Below are 19,778 nucleotides of genomic sequence, written 5' to 3'. Positions count from 1 at the left end.
CGGTACCGGCGGCTACTGCGGCAGGGCGCGCAGGAGGTAGGGGTTGTCGCTGCGGGGCTCGAGGTTCAGCTCGGCCAGGGCGGCCTGGAGGGTCCAGGCGTAGGACTCCACGGCCGTACGGACGCGGGGGACGTCCCGGTGCCGGCCCGTGACCAGGTTGTCGAGGTCCTCGTAGGCGGCTCGGACGATCTCCAGGCGCTCGTACTTGCTCCAGTCGGACAGCCAGCCCCGGGTGTAGTGGCGGGCCAGCTTGCGTTCCCAGTGGCGCTTCATGAAGTGCTTGCGACGGTCGTCGGTCCGGGCCAGGTAGGTGTGCCGCACCAGGTCGTACAGCGGGTCGCCCACCCTGGCCCGGTCCCAGCCGATGAGGCCGATGCCGAAGCGTTCGTCGGAGGTGCGGACCAGGTTCCACGGGTGCAGGTCGCCGTGCAGCAGGGTCGGCGTGCGGCGCTCGACCGTGTACTGCGACAGGATCCCGCGGAGCTTCCGGGGTCCGGGCAGGCCGAGGCTCTCGGCCAGGGCCCGTACCTCGTCGGGCAGCCGCCGGACGATGGCGACGAGCTCATCGATCAGCCGCCCGTAGAAGCCGTCGGCGCCCGCCGTCGGGTCAAGGGCCAGATAGTCCACCCTGGTCAGCTTGTGCAGCTGGTCGACCACGCTCTCGGCCTCGTGCGGACGCAGGCCGTCCTCCGGGTGCTCGGCCGGCGACCCGTCGTCCGGGCCCAGGTAGGTGTGCACGGCGAAGGCGCCGGGGTAGCCGCCGCCGCGCCCCAGCGCCAGCACACGCGGCGCCGAGACCGGCACGCCCTCCTGTTCGAGGACCCGCAGCACCGTGTGCTCGTCCAGCCTGCCCGGCTCGCCGCGGCGCTCCGGCCGCCCGACCCGGCGCCGTACGACGACCGGGACGTCGGCCTTGCCGACCCGCACCACGACCACCGCGTTGATGTGCGCCGTGCCGCGCCGAAGCCGGCTCTCGGGGGCTCGGCGCTCGTCGGCCAGCGCCTTGGCCACGGACAGGGCGCGGAAGTCGGGGCGCCCGGGATGCGCCCGGTCCGGGGTCCACTGCACGGGGACCCGGCGGGTGTCGTCGATCGGGGCGCCGTGGGCGAACCCCGTCCAGCGCTCCAGCACCCACCGGATCTCGGTCCGGGACGGGACGGGGTCGATGTCGAGCCGCTCGGCGGCGGCCGTCAGGGCGCCGTGGACCCGGACCGTGGCCGCCCGCAGCTGCTGCTCGCTCGGGGGGCGTCGCTCAAGGGAGCGCAGGGTCCGCATCACGTCCGGGAAGACGGACAGCGTCTTCTCGTAGGCGATGTAGTGCTTCAGATCGTCGGCCAGTCCCTTCGCGGCCTCGGGCCGCCGCTGCCGGACGGCCTTGGTCCAGGCGGTGATCGCCGCGTCCCGCTGGGCCGGGGTGTGCCCCGTGCGCACGAGGTGGACGGCGAGGTCGTGCAGCGGGTCGCCGAACGAGGCGAGCTCCCAGTCGACGAAGACCAGCGGCGGGTATCGGTGGCGGTGCACGATGACGTTGTCGCGGTGCAGGTCGCAGTGGAGGAGGCTGAAGGGCCGCCTGGTCATCCGCGGCACTCGGTCGGCCAGCTTCATCAGGGCGCCGCGCCGCACCCCGAGCCGCTCGAAGATCTGACCGAAGTAGTCCCAGTTGGGCTCCCTGACGTCCCGGTCCGTCAGTTCCACGACCTTGCGCAGGAACTCCCGGCTGTCCGGGGGCTCCGGCCACTCCGGCGGCAGCGGCGGAACGGCGTCGCCGTCGACCCGGGTCAGCCGGGCGAGACCCTCCGCCATGGCCGCGATCAGCGAGCGGTCGACCTTCGCGACGTCGTCGCAGGTCCGCGACAGCGCCACGCCCGGCACATACGTGTGGACGGCCGAGCTCATCCAGTCGTGGGCCAGGCAGACCGGAGCGTGGTGCACCGTGCCCCTGATGGCATCGAGGACCGCGGCCTCGTCGTCCCAGGTCTTGAACACGACACGCAGGGTGTCGGGGCGGGGTATCCGCACCAGTACGGATGTTCCCGCGGGCAGTCGCAGGAGTGACGCCATTTCCGGGGTGAGCGGCGCGCGGTAGTTGGTGTGGTGATGCCCTTGGAGCGGCTGTCCGCTCTCCTCGGCGTACCGGACGAACTCCGCGTACACGGTGGGCGGTCGTGCGAGTCGTGCGTTCAAATGGCGTTCCTGTGCTGCGCGTTCCTGAGGGAGGGAGAACAGCCTTGTCGAGACTGTAGAGCAACATGGGGGCAGCGCGCGGGCCGAAGTCGTTCTGTCGACCTTATGGGTTGCGCGGCTCACGGAGTCGGTACCACTCGAGCAGCGACGTGGCCACGGTCCGCAGGCTCGGCACGTCGTCGAGCCCCAGCGGTACGGCCGCCCGGGCCAGCACCCGATGCACCTTTCGGGCCTCGGCCGGCCATCGCCGCCAGTTGAACGCCCTGCCGTTGTCCAGGATCTGGGTCGCCCGGACGACGTCGGTGAACACGCTCTGGGCCCGTTTGAAGTCCAGCAGCCTCGGCAGGTCGTCCTGCCAGCCCTCGGTGCTGCCGGGCCTGATCTCCTCGGCCACCGCACACCAGCGCTCGATCAACCGGCCTTCCTGCTCGGCCGGATAGCGCATCAGATAGAGGTGCGTGGCGAGGTCGTAGAGCGGGTCGCCCAGCATGGCCAGCTCCCAGTCGATGGTCCACAGCCGGGCGGCCGGGTCGAGCACGAAGTTCTCGCGGTGCAGGTCGGCGTGCAGCAGGCTGAAGGGACGTTCCGCCAGGCCCGGGACCACGACGTGTTTGCGCAGTGCCCGGAAGCAGTCCTCGTCCACGCCCAGCGCACCGAAGAGGTCCTCGAAGTCCGCGAGGTTGTCCCGGTAGACGCGCTCCTCGGCGAACCGGAGGAGTCCCTCCAGGAACCCCGCGCAGTCCCCGTCCTCGGCACGGTCCTCCCGCACACAGCGCCGTTCGGCCGTCAGGGACCCCGGCGAGATCCGGATCAACTGCCGGAACAAATCCAGGATCTGGTCGAGTACGCGCTCGGGGACCATCCGCCCGGCGGCGTACCGCGAGCCCAGCGTCCGGCCCTCGATGAACCGCTGGAGCCGGATGTCACCCACCTCGATGAGTTCCGGGATACCGGTGATCCGGCCCTGGAGCGCCTCCAGCAGCTGTTCCTCCGAGACGAAGCAGCGCCGGTCGAACCACAGCAGCCCACGGCGCGGCGCTCTGCACTTGGCCCGGACGGGTTCCCCGTCCTCCTCGTCCTCCTCACCCGGCGCCTCGGGCAGGGGGATCACATAGGTCTCGTGGTGATAGCCCTTGAGCGGTCCTTCGACCGCGCTCGCATCACCGCCGCTCAAATGGACGGCTCGTTCCCGTGTCGGGGACACCCCTTCGGCTGACATCGCCCGCTCTCTCGACCGTTCCCCGCGTCAGTGGCGGGGAAGTGTTGCACGGCATCCCCCTGTGAGTGCGCATCGTGCCAGAAGTGATTCGTCCGTTCGCGCAGAACCCCTGAGTCGGGTGAGCGTTCCATTGACCCGTACGAGCGCCGAGGCCGCCGACACCCCCGTCCACGGCGCCCGGCGCCCGGTCGCGCCGCCGCACACTGTGCCGGTGATGACGACATGCGCCACCTACGGCGGCCACGGCGACGCGGACACACTGCGCCGCGTCCTCGGCCGGGCCGACGCCGTACTGCTCGACTTCGACGGCCCCGTGTGCGACCTGTTCGGCGGCGCCTGCACGGCGTACATCGCCGACGAGGTCAAGGAACGGGCCCGGCGGGAGTGGGGGCGGCTCGACCCCCGTGTGGAGGACTGCGCCGACTCCCACGGCGTGCTGCGCCGCCTGGCCGAGATGGCCGTACGACGCGCTGACGGCCCCGGCGGGACGCGGCTGGACTGGGCGGACGGCATCGTCACCCGGCACGAGTACCGGGCCGTGCGCCGGGCGGCTGCCACGCCCGGCGCCGACGAGCTGGTGGGCGCGCTGGCGCTGCTCGGCAAGACCCTGCTGGTCGCGAGCAACAACTCCGAGGGCCCGGTGCGCGAGTACCTCGAACGGCGGGACCTCCTGGGGCACTTCACAGCCGTGTGCGGCCGCGACCCGTACGACCCCCGTCTGATGAAGCCGCACCCCGACGTCGTACGCCGGGCCCTGGCCGAGCTCGGCGACCCGCACCCGTCCCGGACCCTGCTGATCGGCGACCAGCTCACGGACCTCGCGGCGGCCCGGGCGGCGAAGGTGCCGTTCCTAGGCTTCACACGGGACGAGGAGACGGCGGCGGAGATGCGGCGCCGGGGCGCTCGGGGCGTGGTCGGCTCGTTCGAACCGGTCGCGCGTGTGCTCTCGACGCCCCTGCCCTGCTGAGCGTCACCGCGGTGACTGGGTCGCCAGATGGTCCCAGACCGAGTCGAACCACGTCTGCCGTTCGGTCACGACCACGGAGCCCGGCGAGTCCGGGTCGTCCCCCGCCACGAAGTGCTCCAGGACGGCGCCGAGCCCGACGACGTCGATGGCGGGGATCGTCCCCTCGCCCAGCACGATGGGGCGTTCGACCACCTTGTACATGCCGTGCAGCGCTTCGGTGCCGTTGAAGAGGTAGAGCTTGAACGTCGGGGTGAGCGGTGCCCACCGGACCTCGACGTCGACCTCTCCCACCAGCTTCTCGGCCTTGAGCTCCCCGAGGGTCAGCCGCAGCGACTGGGTGTTGCGCCGGGTGATGTCGCGCAGCCGCTCCAGCGGCCGGGGGTCCTCCGGGTCGGCGATGGCCCGCGGATAGGGCAACGGCATGTCCTCCGAGGGCAGCAGCATGCGCAGGGCTATCCGCCGCGGGGCGATCTCCCTGGTGCGGATCCGCTCGACCTGGAGCCATATGTGCCCGGCCAGGGACTCGGAGGTGAAGGTGAAGACGTCCAGGGAGACTTCGGGCTGCTCGAACGCCCTCGCTATGTGCGGTCCCAGGGTGGTGGGGCCCCGCCGTTCCACGCGTCCGGCGGGCTGCTGGGCCTCCTGGGGCACCGGCGATCCGATCACCCGGGATCCGCTGCCCTGCCGTGACTCGACGAGCCCCCGCTCCGAGAGCTCCTTGAGCACCCGCTGGACGGTGTCCCGGGAGACCGCCAGATCCTGGGCCAGCTCGCGCTGCGGCGGCAGCAGGGAGCCCAGGGGGTAGGTCCCGTCGGACATACGGAGGACGAGTGCGTCCAGCACCCGCTCGAACTCCTTGCCGCCTCCCTCGGCGGCCCGCTGTCCACCCACATGCCGACCGTACCGCTTCTCGCCCACCGGCACACAAATTTCAGTCAAGTCGGCAGTCCAACTACCGGTCCAGTTAAGGGATCTAGCGGCCAGGGAAGACCAATCTCAGGCCAACCAGCCCAATTGGCAAGGCAGTTGGGTGGGGCCCGATGATTCGAAGGGTGCGGGTGGGGGACATGGTGCTTTCTCAGGCGCTGTGCGCATTAACCGAGTTGACGCTGAGTCTGATGGCGCAGGCGAAGTTGGGGGCCACAGGACTGGTCGTCCTGTCGGCCGTCTTCATCGGGATCCGGGCCCGGCACAGCCGGCTCGCGGTCGGGGCGGTCGTGGTGTTCGTGTTCCTGATGAGTCAGGCCTGAGCCCGGACCAGCGGCAGCACCGAGCTCAGCGAAGCGACGACGGACGTCGCCCCGGCCTCCCGCAGCAGCTTCTCCTTGTGGCCGTTACGCGCGTAGCCCAGGAACGGGACACCGGCGCTGCTCGCGGCGACGAGGTCCGAGGGCGTGTCGCCGATCATCAGGGCGGACGAGGGGGCGGCACCCATGGCGCTCAGGGCCCGGTTGAGGCAGTGCGGGTCCGGCTTGAGCTGGTGGAGGTCCTGGGTGCGCCCGTAGATGTGGGGACTGAAGCAGGAGAGCAGCCCGCGGCTGGTCAGATAGGCGCGGACCACTCGGGGGGAGTTGTTGGTGGCTATGGCCAACCGGGATCCGACCGCCCGCCAGGTGCGTATCAGCGGGTCGGCGTACGCGGTGGGCATCGCGGAGGAGGTCGCCCGGAGTTCCTCCTGGGTGAGGCGTTCCTCCAGTTCCGCCACCAGGTCGCTGCCGGGGTGCCGGCGGTCGACGGCCCGCAGGACGACATGCGGGTCCAGCGACTCCCGTTCGTCCTCCGTGAGCAGTCCGTGCAGGCCCCGCCCCTCCAGCCACTCCACCATGTCGGTCGCCACCCGCTCCGCCGAGTGCCCGGCGAACAGCCGGCAGATCGGTCCGTCGAAGTCCCAGAGCACGACGCTGGCGCGCGTGATCAGTTCCCGGAGTTGTTCCGTGTCGTTCTCGGTCTCTGCGGTCACGGGTTCAGTCTGCGTCGTATCAGAAGTCACTAGGAGAGTGTCAGGTCAGTGGTGATGGTTTCCCAGAGGGCGTCGAACCACTTCTGGGATTCCTCCACGAACGCGGCATCGCGCTGTCCGGCCTGTTGGACGAAGGAGAAGAGGAGGGACTTGGAGCCCAGGGCGTCGTACATGTCCAGGGTCTGGCTCTCGTACTCCTCCTGGCGCTCGGTGAGGACGTAGTAGCCGATCAGCGCCTCGTCGCCGTTGAGCAGGTAGAGCTTCACGGGAGGGGTGAACGGCAGGGCGCGGAAGGTGATCCGCACGTCGATGCCGTGCGTGGAGCGCAGGGCGTAGAGGTTGTGGCGCAGCACGTGAGCCTGTGCGTTGCGCATCCCCAGCCACCGGTCGTGCACCGGATCGCCCTCTCCGCGCCCCTCCACCAGCACCGGGAAGGCGAGGTTGATGTCCCGGGAGGGCAGCAGGATCCGCACGTCGATGGTCTCGGGGTGGATCGAGCCCTCGTGGATCAGGCGCAGCGGTTCGCCGAGGGCCAGCATCAGGGTTTCGGAGGTGTGGCATACGACGTCCACGCGCACGTGCGGGGCCGCGAAGGCCTCCGTCAGGCGGGGAGCCAGGCTGACCATCGTCGGCTGGGGAGCGCCCCTCGTGGGGGTCGGCAGGGCGATCCGCGGCGGACTCCCCTTGCTCACATTGGTCAGCAGCCCGTCCTCCTGGAGCGCGCGCAGGGCCTGGCGTACGGTGCCTCGCTCCACGCCGAACTCCTCGGCCAGTTCGGCCTGGGTGGGCAGGCGGTCGCCCGCCTTGAGGTCTCCTACGCGGATGCGTTCCCGCAGGATGTCGGCGATCTCCTGCGGAGAGAGTCTCCTGCTGCCGTTCACTGCCACGTTCTCCTGGGTCACGACCAAAACGCTACAACTCGCATCCATCTAGTGGGAGTTGTTTGTAGCTTGTTTCAAAGTAGGTGCCAAGTGGGGACAACTTAGTCAGAGTTGGCGTCAAGTTGGTTGAGTTGGCGGAAGTAATCCTTCCATTCCCAGGAGCCCGAAGGGGGAAACACCGATGCCCGTCCTCGCACTCCTCTCCGCCGTCTTCGTCGTCGGCGTCGAACAGACCCTCCAGTGGAAGTACGGCGCCACCGGCATCATCGGCCTGCTGCTGCTCACCATAGGCATCAAGGCCAAGAGCCCGACCGTCAGTTCCATAGGGGCCGTGGTCCTCGCGATCCTGGTCTCGGGACCGGCCCTGTGAGCCGCTATGAAAACGCGGGTCAAAGGCTGTGGGGGATGATCAGCTCGTGAGCTGCAGCTCCGAACTGATCGTCTCCCACAGCGCGTTGAACCACACATGGGACTGCTCCACGAACGTCATGTCCCGCAGCCCGGCCCCCTGCTCGAAGGCGAACAGCGTGGACCGGACGCCCGGAGCGTCGTACATCTCCAGATGCCGCTGCCCGATCTCCACCTCGCGGCGGCTGAGCGTGTAGTAGGCGAAGAGCGCCTCCACGCCGTTCAGCAGGTAGAGCTTCACCGGCGGGGTGAACGGCAGGGCCCGGAAGGTGATCCCCACGTCGATGCCGTGCGTGGCGCGCAGCGCCAGCAGATTGTGCCGGAGCACCTGGCCCTGGGCGTTGCGCTGGGCGAGCCAGCGGCGACGCAGCTGTTCGTCGGCGTCGTCCGGCGAGTCGTCCACCGGGGTCGGGAAGGCGAGCGGGATGTCCCGGCTCGGCAGCAGGACACGGACGTCGACCTTGGCCGGTTTCAGCCGTCCGGCGTGGATCTGGCGGAGCGGTTCACCCATGGCCAGCGTGAGGGAGACCGCCGTGAGGCACAGGGCGTCGATCTCGACGTGCGGGGCCGCGAAGGCGGAGGCGATGCGCGGGGCGAGGGCGACCATCGTGGGCGCCGGCGGGGCTCCGGGGCCGGTCAGCGCCTTGCCGACGTCGGCGGCGACGGTGGCCGGAGCTCCCTTGGACACGTTGGTGAGCAGGTGCTCCGACTGCAGGATGCGCAACGCCTGCCGTACGGCTCCGCGCTCGACGCCGAACTCGTCCGCCAGCTTGGCCTGGGTGGGCATGCGCTGGCCGGGCCGCAACTCGCCCGAGCGGATCCGGGCGCGCAGCTCGTCGGCCACCTCCCGATGTGACTTCTGTGGCCGCTGTGACCTCTTCCGCCCATTGGCGGAGGCGTGTTTCGGCTCCACGACCAAACACTACAACTTCCCGCCATCTTTAGGCAGTTCAGGGGAAGGTGGTTATGAGACGCTTCCAAGCGGTCATAAGTACAGTGAAGTTGGTCGCCAACTTAGGCAACATGGCCAAACTTCAAGAAGGTTGGCTCGTCCCGGGAGGAGAACGGCATGCCGCTCATCTACCTCGCCGTCGCCGCGCTCGTCATTGGCTTCGAACAACTCGTCCAGTGGAAGTACGGGCCGATGGGCATCATCGCCTTTCTCGCCCTGTCCATCGGAATCAAGGCCAAGAACACCATGATCGGCGGCATCGGCGCGGTGATCCTCGTCATGCTGCTCGCCCACTAGGGACCAGGTTCGGCTGGCCGGGCTCCCTTCCGGAGGGGAGCCGGGAGCCCGTTCAGTCCGCACAGTCACAACTTCACAGCGACAACCGAATAGCGCTCGCACAGCCACAACTGAAGAACAACCACAACTGAAAGCTCGCTACGGATGAGCGATCTGTCGTCGGCCGAGAGGAGGTCTCAGAAGATGTCCGGGCACCAAGGTCGCCTGGACGTACGCAGCAGGGCGTCGGCCGACCGGGCGGCGCCCGCTCGTTCTTCCCGCACCCGTCCCAGCGCGGCGAGCCGTACGGCGGACTCGTCGCCGAGCCAGAGAGTGGCCAGGTCGGCCACGTCCAGGGTGAGTTCGGCGGTGGCCGTGGTCGGCGTGCAGGACGCCCCGTCCCCGGCCGCCTCCAGCCGGTACCGGCCGCCGGTCAGCCCGGCGCCGTCCACGACCTCGATCACCAGCGTGCCCTGTCCGCCGTACGTACGCGCCTCCAGAGCCCGTACGACATCCAGGATCCGCACCCACAGCCAGTCCGCCAGCGTCGTGATCCGCGCGGCCCGTGGGTCGGGCAGGAAGTGGGGCAGCAGGTCGTCGGGGGCCCGCCAGCCGCTCTTCACCGTCGTGATCCAGTCGATGGAGCACAGGTAGCGCCACAGGGCGCGTTCGGCGGCCGGGGTCGAGGCGTCCAGCCAGTTGACGGTCGCCGTGTTGAGCGGCTGCTTGCCGTCGCCCCAGTGTTCGTCCGCCTTGTACGACACCAGTCCCTCGACCTCGCCGGCGGCCGAGCGGTACACGGCGAAGAACGGCTCGGTCCACGCGGACCTGTCGAGTCGCAGCGCGCCGGTGACGACCTGCCACCACCGCTCGCCCCGGTCGACGGCTCCGGGCTGGGCACGGCGCACCCGCTCGTACAGCTCCGGGCCGATCTTGCGTACGTCCGCGCCGTCCACGAGGTCGATACGACCGCCGTCCTCGGGGCCCGCCCATCTGGGGTCCAGGCCGGTGCGGGGGACGTCGATGGTCCACTGGGCGGTGCAGGTGGCGGGGCCGAAGCCGTAGCGGCCGTAGATCGGGTACTCGGCGGCGATCAGGGTCGCCACGACGTCTCCGCGGTCCTTCGCCGCCGCCAGGTCGTGGGCCATCATGCGGGTGAGCAGGCCGCGGCGGCGGTGGGTGGGGGTGACGGTGACGTTCGAGATGGCGTCGGCCGGGACGGGAGTGCCGCCTACGGCGGTGATTTCCTGCGCGAAGGATCGGAACGTGGCGACGCAGCGGCCGACGTCGAAGGCGCCGAGGGTGCGGTTCGGGACGATGTACGACGCCCGGTCCGCGATCTCCGTCTCCTCGACGCCGGGAGCCCTCAGGAATCCGGTGTTCAGCGCCCGGATCCAGTCGGGGATGTCGGCCTCGTCGATGGGGCGGACGTCGATGTGGGGTTCGGGACGGCTCATGGGGCCACGGTAGGCGGGCGGGCGTGGCGGTGTCGCCGCGTTTTCCCCGCCCCCGCCGGGTGCTTTCCGGGGGCTGCCGCCCGCTGCCGCCCCCAGACCCCCCGCTGTCGGCCCTGAACGGGCCTCTGGTGCGCTACGTCAGCAGATCGTCCACCTGCGCCTCGCCCTCCCGGTACCGGCGGGTGATCTCCGTCCCGCACTCGTCCGCCGTCTGCTGCAAGCGCTGACGGCGGCCCGATACCTGCTGCTCGTAGCGGACGAGGCGGCCCATCGCGGTGATCAGTTCGGTGTCCGTGCGGGCCTGGAGGTCGGACAGCTCCACCTCGGCCAGCATCTCGGCCGCGAGCCGTCGGTACTCCTCGCTCTGCGGGGTGCCCAGGGTCACATGGCGGGCCGAGGAGCGGTGGCGGGCGGGGGCGTCGGTGAGGATCTCCGGGAGGCGGTCCACCACGGACGCCGCGCCCGCCGGGGAGCGCCGCGCGAGCTCCGCCCGCAGGATGTCGATCCGGCCCTGCAGCAGTCGCCGTACATAACTCAGGTCCGCCTCGTCACGCTGGGCGTCCCGCCGCAGGGTGCGCAGTTCGGGCAGACTCAGCAGGGTCAGGTCCTGCTCGGACGGCTGCACGGGCAGCGGCGCGTGCGGGCCCGGGCCGGGATCGTCCGCGGTGCGCTGTGTGGGCGGCCTGAGACCCTCCAGCTGGCCCGCGTGTGTCCACATGACAGCCCCGGGCGGCTGCTCGGTACTCGGTGTGCTCATCTGCCTCAACCGTCCCCTCGACCCGCGTGTGGGAAGCATCGTGCCACTCCAACTGGCCGCTATGTGACCGAGTGCCCATGAACAGGCCCAGATGGGGGGTTAAGGATCAAAAAGAAGCCCCCAAAGAGGTCCCCGGCACGTTGCCGAGACGCCCGTCCCGGTCACCTCCCCGCGCACGGCATGATGGCGGCATGCGAGCAGTGGTGCAGAGAGTGGACGGCGCGAGCGTCGTCGTGGACGGTGAGACGGTCGGCGAGATCACGGGCGAGGGGCTGTGCGTGCTCGTCGGGGTCACGCACGAGGACACCAAGGAGAAGGCGGCCCAACTCGCCCGCAAGCTCTGGTCGATCCGCATGCTGAACGACGAGAAGTCGTGCGGCGACATCGACGCCCCGCTCCTCGTCATCAGCCAGTTCACCCTCTACGGCGACGCGCGGAAGGGGCGCAGGCCCACCTGGAACGCCGCCGCCCCCGGCGAGGTCGCCGAGCCGCTCGTCGACGAGGTCGTCGCCCAACTGCGCGCCCTGGGCGCCACGGTGGCCACGGGCCGGTTCGGCGCCAAGATGCGGGTGTCCCTGACGAACGACGGCCCCTTCACCGTCCTCATCGACGTCTAGAGCGCCGAGGAGCTACGGCTCCACGACCACTTCCTGCGCCGCCGCCGTATCCCCCGCCACCAGCCGCGCGTCCACCGGCACGTTCCGCTTGACCAGCGCGAGTGCGACCGGGCCCAGCTCGTGGTGCCGTACGGATGTCGTGATGAAACCGATCTTGCGGCCGTCGGGGCCCTCGTCCGCGAGGTGGAGCTCGGTGCCATGGGTCGGCAGATGGACCTCGCTGCCGTCCAGATGCAGGAAGACCAGGCGGCGCGGGGGCTTGCCGAGGTTCTGCACGCGGGCGACCGTCTCCTGGCCGCGGTAGCAGCCCTTCTGCAGGTGCACCGCCGTGCCGACCCAGCCCAGCTCGTGCGGGATGGTGCGGTGGTCGGTCTCGAAGGCGAGCCGCGGGCGGTGCTGTTCGACACGCAACGCCTCGTAGGCGAGGATCCCGGCCGGCGGGCCGGCCTTCTCCGCGTACGACTCCAGGTCCGCCCGGGGGAGGAAGAGGTCACGGCCGTACGCCGTCTCGCGTACGACGACGCCCTCCGGCACCTGGGCGATCGAGCCGGCGGGCAGCTGCACGACCGCGAAGTCCTCGGTCCGGTCGGCGACTTCGACCCGGTAGAAGAACTTCATCGACTCCAGGTACGCGATCAGCGCCTCCTGGGTGCCGGGCTCGACGTGGGCCCAGACCGTCGCACCGTCGTCGACCAGATACAGCGCGTGCTCGATGTGGCCGTGCGCCGAGAGGATCAGCGCCTCGGTGGCCTCACCCGTCGGCAGGTCGCTCACATGCTGGGTGAGCAGCAGATGCAGCCAGCTCAGCCGGTCGTCGCCGGAGACGGCGATGACACCGCGGTGCGACAGGTCGACGAAACCGGCGCCGTCGGCGAGGGCGCGCTGCTCGCGGAACAGATCGCCGTAGTGGGCGGCGACGCCTTCGTCCACGCCCTCGGCGGGCACGGCGCCGGGCAGGGTCAGCAGGGGGCTCTTCATGGGGCAAGCCTACGACGTGGTACTTGAACCCTTCAGGGAACATTCCTTGCAGCGGCCGAAGATCGCGAAGTGCTTCATGTCGGTGTCGAACCCGAACTGCTCGCGCAGCTTGGCCGTGAAGTCCGCGGCCACCGTCACATCCGCCTCGATGACGTTCTCGCAGTCGCGGCACACCAGGTGCAGATGGTGATGGCGGTCGGCGAGGTGGTAGGTGGGGGCGCCGTGGCCGAGGTGGGCGTGGCTGACCAGGCCCAGCTCCTCCAGCAGCTCCAGCGTGCGGTAGACGGTGGAGATGTTGACCCCCGACGCCGTCCTGCGCACTTCGCCGAGGATGTCGTCGGGGGTCGCGTGTTCCAGGGTGTCCACGGCTTCGAGCACGAGTTGCCGCTGCGGCGTCAGCCGGTAGCCGCGCTGCCTGAGGTCACTCTTCCAGTCGGTGCTCACCACACCGACGAGTCTAGGTCTACTTGAAGAAGGCGATGCCGTCGTCCGGCAGATCGTCCGGCAGGGCCTTGGCCCAGCGCTCGACCTCCTCCGGGCTGACGACCTTCTTCAGGTGGGCCGACATGTAGGGGCGCAGCTCGACCTCGGGGGTCTGCTTCTCGCCGACCCACATCAGATCGCTCTTGACGTAGCCGTACAGCCGCTTGCCGCCGGTGTACGGGCCCGAGGCCGCCGTGCGGGCCACCGCGTCCGTGACCAGGTCGATCTGCGGCTTCTTCGCGGCCATCTCGCCGTACCAGATCTCGACGACACCGTCGTCGCGGACCATGGTCACCTCGACCTTGCGGTCGGCGTCGATGCGCCAGAAGCCGTGCTCGGACTCCAGGGGCCGGACCTTGTTCCCCTCGTTGTCCAGCACCCAGGTGTGGGACTGGTACTCGAGGAAGTCCCGGCCGTCGTGGGTGAAGGTGACCTCCTGCCCGAAGTTGCACTTCTCGGAGCCGGGGAAGTCGTGCACACCCGCACCCGCCCAGTTGCCGAGCAGGAAGGCGAGGGGGACGAGGTCCTTGTGGAGGTCGGACGGGATCTCGATCATGAGCTTGGATTCCTGGTATGGGTCAGCGCTGGCCCTGGTACAGCTTCTTCACGGTCAGTCCGGCGAAGGCGAGGACGCCGACGCAGACCAGGACCAGCAGGGCTTCGAAGAAGATCTCCACGGGGTGCTCCTCGATTGAGCGGAGGTTGAGCGGTACGTGCACAGGGCCGGCCCCCAGCTTACGCGGCCGGGGACCGGCCCTCCCCGTGAGGTACGCCCTCGCGGGGTCAGTCCAGCAACTGGCTCTGGAGGATCACCGTCTGCTGGAACGGTACGGCCGCCGCACCGCCCTTGCGGGACTGCACCACCAGGCCCACGACGTCGCCCGACACCAGGTAGGCCTGGCGGAACTGCTCGGCGCCGTAGGGCTTGGCCTCGGTGTAGGAGTAGTGCCGCACGTTCATGACCAGCGCCTCGCTCGGGAACTCCTCGTCCGTGTGCACCTCGGCGGCGCCGCGCAGCGCGTGATTGGGCGAGTCGTAGCTGGTCAGGTGGTCCTGCTGGAGCACGTCGGCGACCTGGCCGGAGTCGAACTGCAGCAGGTAGATCCGGGTGTGCGTGCCGTCCTGGGTGGTCCAGCCTCGAGCGGCGACGTGCCGCAGGCCGTGGTCCTTCAACACCTGGCCGAGGTCGTCGCGGTCCTCCTTCGACGCGTACGCCGACAGGAAGTCCTTCGTCGCCAGCCAGCCGTCCCGTCCGGCGAGCGCCTTGTCGGCCTTGGCCCCCTCGGGCGCCGGCAGCAGCAGCGCGCGCAGGTCGGCGTAGTGCGCGGAGGCCGCGTTGGCCTCGGCGAACGGGGCGGGGCTGCCGGAGGGCAGCGGCGGCTTGGTGATCTCCGGGTACGTCCAGCGGCCGTCCGTCTCGGTCGCCAGACCGGGCACGTCGGTGCGCTCCATCCGCGTGATGCCGTACGCCGTGGAGGCGCCGACCGCGGCGAGGACGACGACGGCCGCGGTCCAGCGCAGGACGGCCCGCAGGACGCGGCGGTCCTTCTTCACCGGCGCCGCGGCGTCCACCACGGGCGCCACGGCGGGCGGCGCCTCGGGCATCGGCGGTAGTACGTCCGCCGGGGGCACCGTCGCGATGGGCTGCTGCTCGGTCATACGGCCTTCCCCGGGTCGTCGATGCGGTCGAGCTGCGCGGTGACGAACATCCCGATGCTGTTCAGGTCGACCGGCCTGACGCCGGACGCCGTCACGCTGATCAGCAGGTCGCCGGAGTAGCCCGTGCAGTACACGCGGTCGAGCTTCTCGTCGAGGCCCTTGGGCGTCAGGAAGCACTGGCCGTTCCTGTGGCCCCGCAGCTTTGGACCCTTGCGGAAGATGCCCAGGTCGGACAGGAACTCGTTCTGGGACGTCGCGACGTTCCGCGCGGCGTCACGGCTCTTCAGCCGGGCCAGGGTGACGCTCACGTCGAAGGCCGTCTTGTGGTAGATCGCGTAGCTGTCCGCGTTGTAGTAGCTGCGCATCACCATGCCCTTGATGGGCTGCTTGTCGAGCTCCTTCTGCAGCTGCCGGCGGTCGCTGCGGGGCAGGTCCTTGAGGGACTCCTCGCGCAGCGCCGTGGCCTGACGGCCGCTGAGCTCGGCGTCGGATCCGAACTCCCCGAGGTCGGGACCCCGGGTGTAGCCCTTCTCGTCGTACGGCAGCAGCAGCCCGCGCAGCCCGGAGGCCGCCTGGTCGGTCCTGCCGTCCGCCTTGCCGTCGGCCGCGGCCGGCTTGGGGAACTTCCAGCTGGGCAGGCCCGGGTCCCGGTCGGCGTCCTGGACGGTCACCACGGTGTACCCGGCACCGGCGACAACGGCACCGAGCAGCAGGACGATCCCGGCGACGGCGGCGATACGCCCGGGCCGTGGGCGCCTGCGCGCGGGGCTCGGGGGGCTCGGGGGGCTCTGCACGATCTCGGGTGTCTCAGGTATCTCGGGCGTCTCGTTCACAGCCGTCCCACCTGCCGCTCGGCGAGATCCATGATCTTCTTCTTGGAGACCGGCTTGGTGTCGTAGACCCAGATGTCCATCGCGATGTCACCGCGCCAGGCGTGCGCCTCGGCCCCGTACAGCGGGACGTAGCCGGCCTCCTGCTGGAGGCCGTCGTGCACGTACGCCATGCCGTCGCCCGTGCCGGGGATGGCCCAGCTGCGGGTGCGGGACTCCTCCTCGGCCCAGTAGTGCCCGTCGTCGGCGTGCTCGGCGGCGGCCAGGGCCTGCTGCTGGCGGAACTGCACCAGCCGGATCTCGACGGTGTACGTGCTGCCCACCCGCCAGCTGGTGACGGCGGCGCGGCGGAACTCGTCGCTGATGAGGTCGCCGAAGACCTCGTCCGGCTCCTCGTAGGTGTCCGCGAACTCGCCGAGGTCCATCCAGCCGTCCGTGCCGACCTCGACCTCGGAGTCGCGCGCGCCCTTGGGCCGCTGGAGCAGCAGCTTGCGCAGGTCGCCGTCGGTCCGCAGCCGGCGGTCCTCGGCGGCCGACAGCGGCTCGGCCTCACCCTTGGCCTGCTTGACCACGGGCTGGGACAGGGGCGGCAGCTTGGTGGGCTCGCGGTCGGCCTGGACGAGGTATCCGGCGCAGGTCCCGGCCACCAGCCCCAGCACGGCGGCACCGGCGATCAGCGCCGCGGTCCGTCCGCGGCGCCGCGGACGGGGCGGGCGGGGCGGATCGGTGGGCTCCGGGCCGGGCACCTCGCGTATGGGTTCGGGTTCTTCCAAAACGTCCCCCCAACAGAACGTGAAGTCTGTATTCCGTATTCGTGCGCACAGGAGACCCATGGCCTGCACACGGGGTTGTAGGGGACTTGATTACGATTCGGCCATGGCGAAAAAGCTGGTGATCAAGGTGACGGCCGGGGCGGACGCCCCCGAACGCTGCTCACAGGCGTTCACGGTGGCGGCAGTGGCCGTGGCGAGCGGTGTCGAGGTCTCCGTGTGGCTGACCGGGGAGTCCGCCTGGTTCGCCCTCCCGGGCCAGGCCGCCGAGTTCGAACTCCCGCACGCGGCCCCGCTCCCCGACCTGATCGACTCCGTCCTCGCGAGCGGGCGCCTCACACTGTGCACCCAGTGCGCGGCCCGCCGGGACATCACGGAGAAGGACGTCATCGAGGGCGTACGCATCGCGGGCGCGCAGGTCTTCGTGCAGGAGGCACTCGGGGACGAGACGCAGGCGCTCGTCTACTGAGACCGCGGGCGCTTCTTGCCGTCCAGCTCGTCCCACCACTCGTCGGACTTCGGGTCGCCGGAGGGGTCGTCCCACCAGCGGTCCTCCGGGCCCCGCCGGTTGGCGACCATCGCGGCGAGCGGCGGGATGACCATGGCGACCACACACATGGCCACGGCCGCCGGAATCGACCAGAGCCGCACGACGGCCCAGGCCAGGACGAAGAGCGCGATACAGGTCCCCATCATGGCGAAGTACAAGTGCCGTCGCCGTGCGTACATGCTTCCAGCGTAGGTCCGGGCAGCCGGTTCAGCGCGACCCCGAAAGCACGCCCCACGCGAGCGGACAGGGCCGCCACGAGCCGACGGACGGAGTCCGGCGCAGCGCCCCGCAGCCTGCGAAGCAGTGCAAGGGACGCGTCAAAGAGGGGCCAGATGCCGTCGCCGTGCCCGCGTGCTTCCAGCGTAGGTCCGATTGCCGTCCCGGCATGCCGAAGGGCCGCATCCCAGGTGTCCAACCCGTGGGATGCGGCCCTTCAGGGACCGAGGCGTCTCAGACCGCGATCGCGACCTCCGCCAGGCCGCCCTGCTGGGCGACGACCGTACGGTCGGCGGTGGCGCCGGGGACCAGGGCGCGGACGGTCCAGGTGCCCTCGGCCGCGTAGAAGCGGAACTGGCCCGTGGCGGAGGTGGGGACCTCCGCGGTGAACTCGCCGGTCGAGTCCAGCAGTCGGACGTAACCGACCACCGGCTCGCCGTCCTTCGTCACCTGACCCTGGATCGTGGTCTCACCGGGCTTGATCGTCGAGGCGTCGGGGCCGCCGGCCTTCGCTCCACACATGTCTTTCTCCAGATTGGGGTCTGACCGGAAGGAAGGCCGGTCGGGATCTACGGGTGGGTCTTACTTGTTGGCGCCGAGCTCGATCGGAACGCCGACGAGGGAGCCGTACTCGGTCCAGGAGCCGTCGTAGTTCTTGACGTTCTCCACGCCGAGCAGCTCGTGCAGGACGAACCAGGTCAGCGCGGAGCGCTCACCGATACGGCAGTAGGCGATGGTGTCCTTCGCCAGGTCGACCTGCTCCTCGGCGTAGAGCTCCTTGAGCTCCTCGTCCGACTTGAAGGTGCCGTCGTCGTTGGCGTTCTTGGACCACGGGATGTTGCGGGCGGACGGGACGTGGCCCGGACGCTGGGACTGCTCCTGCGGCAGGTGGGCGGGGGCCAGGAGCTTCCCGCTGAACTCGTCGGGGGAGCGGACGTCGACCAGGTTCTGCGAGCCGATCGCGGCGACGACGTCGTCACGGAAGGCACGGATGGACTTGTCCTGCGCCTTGGCCTTGTAGTCGGTCGCCGGGCGCTCCGGGACCTCCTCGACCAGCTCGCGGGCGTCCAGCTCCCACTTCTTGCGGCCGCCGTCGAGAAGCTTGACGTTCTCGTGGCCGTAGAGCTTGAAGTACCAGTAGGCGTAGGACGCGAACCAGTTGTTGTTGCCGCCGTAGAGGATCACCAGCGTGTCGTTGGCGATGCCCTTCGCCGACAGGAGCTTCTCAAAGCCCTCCTGGTCGATGAAGTCGCGGCGGACCGGGTCCTGCAGGTCCTTGGTCCAGTCGATGCGGATCGCGTTCTGGATGTGGTTCTTCTCGTAGGCGGACGTGTCTTCGTCCACCTCCACGATCGCGATGTTGGGGTCGTCCAGGTTCTCCTGGACCCAGTCGGCGTCGACGAGGACGTCGCTGCGGCTCATCTCTTCTCTCCTCCGGGGCAGTTGCGGCGGGGCGTGCGAGTGTGAGGGGGTGCGCGGGATCATGCCGAGACGGCGCACCTGTGCCCTGGTCAGGGCAGGGGGAAACGCAGAAGTCGAAGCTTCCGCTCAGAAGGGGCGACAGAGCATGGCGGCAACGCGGCAGAGGTCCACTGCCCGCCGCTTCGTGAGATCCGCCTGTCGCTTCATGGCCTCGATCGTAGGGAGAGACAGGCGGGCGTGTCACCGGCGTGTCGCATTCTGAGACACGATCGTCCGGGATGTGGGAAGGGAGAGCCTTCGGGTTGGCCGTTACGCAGTCTCCTGAGGCATGCGTCTCGCGTCACATCTACGGTACGGACGACGCCGTCTCGCCAATTGGACGCGAGACACTCCACGGAGCCACGAGCCAACGGACCCACGAGCCCAGGGGCTCCGCCCGCCGCCGTACTACCCGGCGAGGCGGACGTTCGAACCCTTCACCGTGATCTCGACGCCGTCCTTCGCCGCCTGGACGCTGTCGAGCTGGATGCCGCCGGGGAGGCCGTCGATCTTCTGCTCGAAGTCGGTGATCGCGCGGGCCCGGTTCTCGGCGATGTCGGCGCCGCCGAAGTTCGGCAGCGTGTCGGCCTTCACCCGCACGGTGTCGCCCTGGGCGGTGACCGAGCTGAGGACGTAGACCGGGTTGGGCAGCTTGGTGCCGAGGACGGTGGCCTCGACGGCGACCTTGATCTTGCCGTTGCCGCCGTCGGAGAGGCCGACGACGTTCGCGGTGACGCCGGGGGCGACCTGGGTGGGCTCGGACTTGGCGGTCTTCAGCAGTTCGGCGTAGGTGACGGACGCGGTGCCGGTGGCGCTGGCCGCGGTCGCGGAGCTGTAGTCGCCGGAGAAGTCGACGCCCTTCATGTTCGCCTTGAGGTCGTCGATCCTGATCGTCTTGCCGTCGGGGCCGGCGGCGGCCTCGTAGTCCTTGATGCCGACCTCGACGTCGTCCAGCGTGCCGCTCGCGACCTGGGTGAGGAACGGGAAGCCCTTGATGGACACGTCCGGGGCGTCGGCGAGGCTCTCGCTGGCCTGAAGCTTCCCGGCCGCCTCGTCCTCGGCGAACCCGACGGCGAGCCGGTCGGCCAGCACGAAGAGTCCGCCCAGGATCACGACGACTATCAGCAGTATCCGCAGGGCGCGCATGTTGTGG

General features: G+C 69.9%; 25 protein-coding genes. 6 read left to right on the top strand and 19 right to left on the bottom strand.

The genetic code is table 11. The features are described 5' to 3' along the window. Positions 1–12 precede the first annotated feature (12 nt). Positions 13–2,184, bottom strand: coding sequence for a phosphotransferase (locus ACZ7NC_RS35465; protein WP_471494537.1), 2,172 nt, complete (start codon positions 2,182–2,184; stop codon positions 13–15). Positions 2,185–2,287: 103 nt separating this feature from the next. Beyond that, on the bottom strand, positions 2,288–3,403 hold the full coding sequence (locus ACZ7NC_RS35460; RefSeq protein ID WP_471494535.1) for a phosphotransferase family protein: 1,116 nt from the start codon (positions 3,401–3,403) through the stop codon (positions 2,288–2,290). Between the two features lie 118 nt (positions 3,404–3,521). Between ACZ7NC_RS35460 and ACZ7NC_RS35455 the strand changes: the two genes are divergently transcribed. Beyond that, positions 3,522–4,370 (top strand): HAD family hydrolase, encoded by an 849-nt coding sequence (locus ACZ7NC_RS35455; protein WP_471494533.1) that lies wholly within the window; start codon positions 3,522–3,524, stop codon positions 4,368–4,370. 3 nt (positions 4,371–4,373) lie between these two features. Here ACZ7NC_RS35455 and ACZ7NC_RS35450 read toward each other — a convergent pair whose 3' ends face one another. Further along, on the bottom strand, positions 4,374–5,261 hold the full coding sequence (locus ACZ7NC_RS35450) for a winged helix-turn-helix domain-containing protein (protein ID WP_471494531.1): 888 nt from the start codon (positions 5,259–5,261) through the stop codon (positions 4,374–4,376). Positions 5,262–5,437: 176 nt separating this feature from the next. On the opposite strand from ACZ7NC_RS35450, the gene ACZ7NC_RS35445 reads away from it, so the two are divergent. Next, positions 5,438–5,620, top strand: a complete 183-nt coding sequence (locus ACZ7NC_RS35445) for a hypothetical protein (protein ID WP_471494529.1) — start codon at positions 5,438–5,440, stop codon at positions 5,618–5,620. Here the strand turns inward: ACZ7NC_RS35445 and ACZ7NC_RS35440 are convergent. Continuing rightward, a complete protein-coding gene (locus ACZ7NC_RS35440) occupies positions 5,611–6,330 on the bottom strand; it encodes an HAD family hydrolase (RefSeq protein WP_471494527.1) in 720 nt (239 codons plus the stop codon). The two genes, ACZ7NC_RS35445 and ACZ7NC_RS35440, sit on opposite strands and share 10 nt — an antisense overlap. Before the next feature lie 29 nt (positions 6,331–6,359). Beyond that, complete coding sequence (locus ACZ7NC_RS35435; RefSeq protein ID WP_471494525.1) at positions 6,360–7,238, bottom strand: winged helix-turn-helix domain-containing protein; 879 nt, start codon at positions 7,236–7,238, stop codon at positions 6,360–6,362. A 154-nt stretch (positions 7,239–7,392) separates the two neighbouring features. On the opposite strand from ACZ7NC_RS35435, the gene ACZ7NC_RS35430 reads away from it, so the two are divergent. Continuing rightward, on the top strand, positions 7,393–7,581 hold the full coding sequence (locus ACZ7NC_RS35430; protein WP_383414318.1) for a hypothetical protein: 189 nt from the start codon (positions 7,393–7,395) through the stop codon (positions 7,579–7,581). Positions 7,582–7,620: 39 nt separating this feature from the next. Here the strand turns inward: ACZ7NC_RS35430 and ACZ7NC_RS35425 are convergent, their stop codons facing one another. Next, entirely contained in the window at positions 7,621–8,538 is a 918-nt protein-coding gene (locus tag ACZ7NC_RS35425; RefSeq protein ID WP_471494522.1) for a winged helix-turn-helix domain-containing protein, read from the bottom strand. Positions 8,539–8,688: 150 nt separating this feature from the next. Here ACZ7NC_RS35425 and ACZ7NC_RS35420 point away from each other — a divergent pair, with 150 nt between their 5' ends. Further along, positions 8,689–8,868, top strand: a complete 180-nt coding sequence (locus tag ACZ7NC_RS35420) for a hypothetical protein (RefSeq protein WP_471494520.1) — start codon at positions 8,689–8,691, stop codon at positions 8,866–8,868. 176 nt (positions 8,869–9,044) lie between these two features. Here ACZ7NC_RS35420 and ACZ7NC_RS35415 read toward each other — a convergent pair whose 3' ends face one another. Next, positions 9,045–10,304, bottom strand: a complete 1,260-nt coding sequence (locus ACZ7NC_RS35415; RefSeq protein ID WP_471494518.1) for a GNAT family N-acetyltransferase — start codon at positions 10,302–10,304, stop codon at positions 9,045–9,047. Between the two features lie 133 nt (positions 10,305–10,437). Further along, positions 10,438–11,061 carry an RsiG family protein gene (locus ACZ7NC_RS35410; protein WP_471494516.1) on the bottom strand — a complete coding sequence of 208 codons (624 nt, stop codon included), beginning with the start codon at positions 11,059–11,061 and terminating at the stop codon, positions 10,438–10,440. 191 nt (positions 11,062–11,252) lie between these two features. On the opposite strand from ACZ7NC_RS35410, the gene dtd reads away from it, so the two are divergent. After that, the gene (gene dtd, locus ACZ7NC_RS35405) at positions 11,253–11,678 is read left to right on the top strand and encodes a D-aminoacyl-tRNA deacylase (protein ID WP_471494514.1); all 426 of its coding nucleotides are present in this window, start codon (positions 11,253–11,255) and stop codon (positions 11,676–11,678) included. Between the two features lie 12 nt (positions 11,679–11,690). Here dtd and ygfZ read toward each other — a convergent pair whose 3' ends face one another. The 6 genes from ygfZ to ACZ7NC_RS35375 form a co-directional block, all read right to left on the bottom strand. Then, positions 11,691–12,656: a CAF17-like 4Fe-4S cluster assembly/insertion protein YgfZ gene (gene ygfZ, locus ACZ7NC_RS35400; protein ID WP_471494512.1), complete on the bottom strand. Its 966-nt coding sequence runs from the start codon at positions 12,654–12,656 to the stop codon at positions 11,691–11,693. 9 nt (positions 12,657–12,665) lie between these two features. After that, positions 12,666–13,103, bottom strand: coding sequence for a Fur family transcriptional regulator (locus ACZ7NC_RS35395; RefSeq protein ID WP_471494510.1), 438 nt, complete (start codon positions 13,101–13,103; stop codon positions 12,666–12,668). Between the two features lie 16 nt (positions 13,104–13,119). After that, positions 13,120–13,695 (bottom strand): heme-binding beta-barrel domain-containing protein, encoded by a 576-nt coding sequence (locus ACZ7NC_RS35390; RefSeq protein WP_471494508.1) that lies wholly within the window; start codon positions 13,693–13,695, stop codon positions 13,120–13,122. A 227-nt stretch (positions 13,696–13,922) separates the two neighbouring features. After that, the gene (locus tag ACZ7NC_RS35385) at positions 13,923–14,798 is read right to left on the bottom strand and encodes a hypothetical protein (protein ID WP_471494506.1); all 876 of its coding nucleotides are present in this window, start codon (positions 14,796–14,798) and stop codon (positions 13,923–13,925) included. Further along, a complete protein-coding gene (locus tag ACZ7NC_RS35380; protein ID WP_471494503.1) occupies positions 14,795–15,631 on the bottom strand; it encodes a hypothetical protein in 837 nt (278 codons plus the stop codon). The genes ACZ7NC_RS35385 and ACZ7NC_RS35380 overlap by 4 nt, the downstream gene beginning before the upstream one ends. Continuing rightward, positions 15,628–16,401, bottom strand: a complete 774-nt coding sequence (locus ACZ7NC_RS35375; protein WP_471494501.1) for a hypothetical protein — start codon at positions 16,399–16,401, stop codon at positions 15,628–15,630. Before ACZ7NC_RS35375 ends, ACZ7NC_RS35380 begins: the two co-directional genes overlap by 4 nt. Positions 16,402–16,504: 103 nt before the next feature. Between ACZ7NC_RS35375 and ACZ7NC_RS35370 the strand changes: the two genes are divergently transcribed. Beyond that, positions 16,505–16,867 carry a DsrE family protein gene (locus ACZ7NC_RS35370; protein ID WP_471494499.1) on the top strand — a complete coding sequence of 121 codons (363 nt, stop codon included), beginning with the start codon at positions 16,505–16,507 and terminating at the stop codon, positions 16,865–16,867. Here the strand turns inward: ACZ7NC_RS35370 and ACZ7NC_RS35365 are convergent. From ACZ7NC_RS35365 to ACZ7NC_RS35345, 5 genes are all read right to left on the bottom strand, one after another. Beyond that, positions 16,861–17,127, bottom strand: coding sequence for a DUF3099 domain-containing protein (locus ACZ7NC_RS35365; protein ID WP_471494497.1), 267 nt, complete (start codon positions 17,125–17,127; stop codon positions 16,861–16,863). The two genes, ACZ7NC_RS35370 and ACZ7NC_RS35365, sit on opposite strands and share 7 nt — an antisense overlap. Before the next feature lie 271 nt (positions 17,128–17,398). Beyond that, positions 17,399–17,686 (bottom strand): DUF1416 domain-containing protein, encoded by a 288-nt coding sequence (locus tag ACZ7NC_RS35360; RefSeq protein ID WP_003991226.1) that lies wholly within the window; start codon positions 17,684–17,686, stop codon positions 17,399–17,401. Between the two features lie 60 nt (positions 17,687–17,746). Beyond that, complete coding sequence (locus tag ACZ7NC_RS35355; protein ID WP_471494495.1) at positions 17,747–18,586, bottom strand: sulfurtransferase; 840 nt, start codon at positions 18,584–18,586, stop codon at positions 17,747–17,749. Positions 18,587–18,712: 126 nt separating this feature from the next. Continuing rightward, positions 18,713–18,793 (bottom strand): Ms5788A family Cys-rich leader peptide, encoded by an 81-nt coding sequence (locus tag ACZ7NC_RS35350; protein WP_350751515.1) that lies wholly within the window; start codon positions 18,791–18,793, stop codon positions 18,713–18,715. A 240-nt stretch (positions 18,794–19,033) separates the two neighbouring features. Then, entirely contained in the window at positions 19,034–19,771 is a 738-nt protein-coding gene (locus ACZ7NC_RS35345; RefSeq protein ID WP_471494563.1) for an LmeA family phospholipid-binding protein, read from the bottom strand. Positions 19,772–19,778 lie beyond the last annotated feature (7 nt).

Source organism: Streptomyces sp. NPDC111802, from assembly GCF_055634335.1.
Note: the sequence above shows the minus strand (reverse complement) of the source record. Positions and strands in the feature narration are given on the sequence as shown.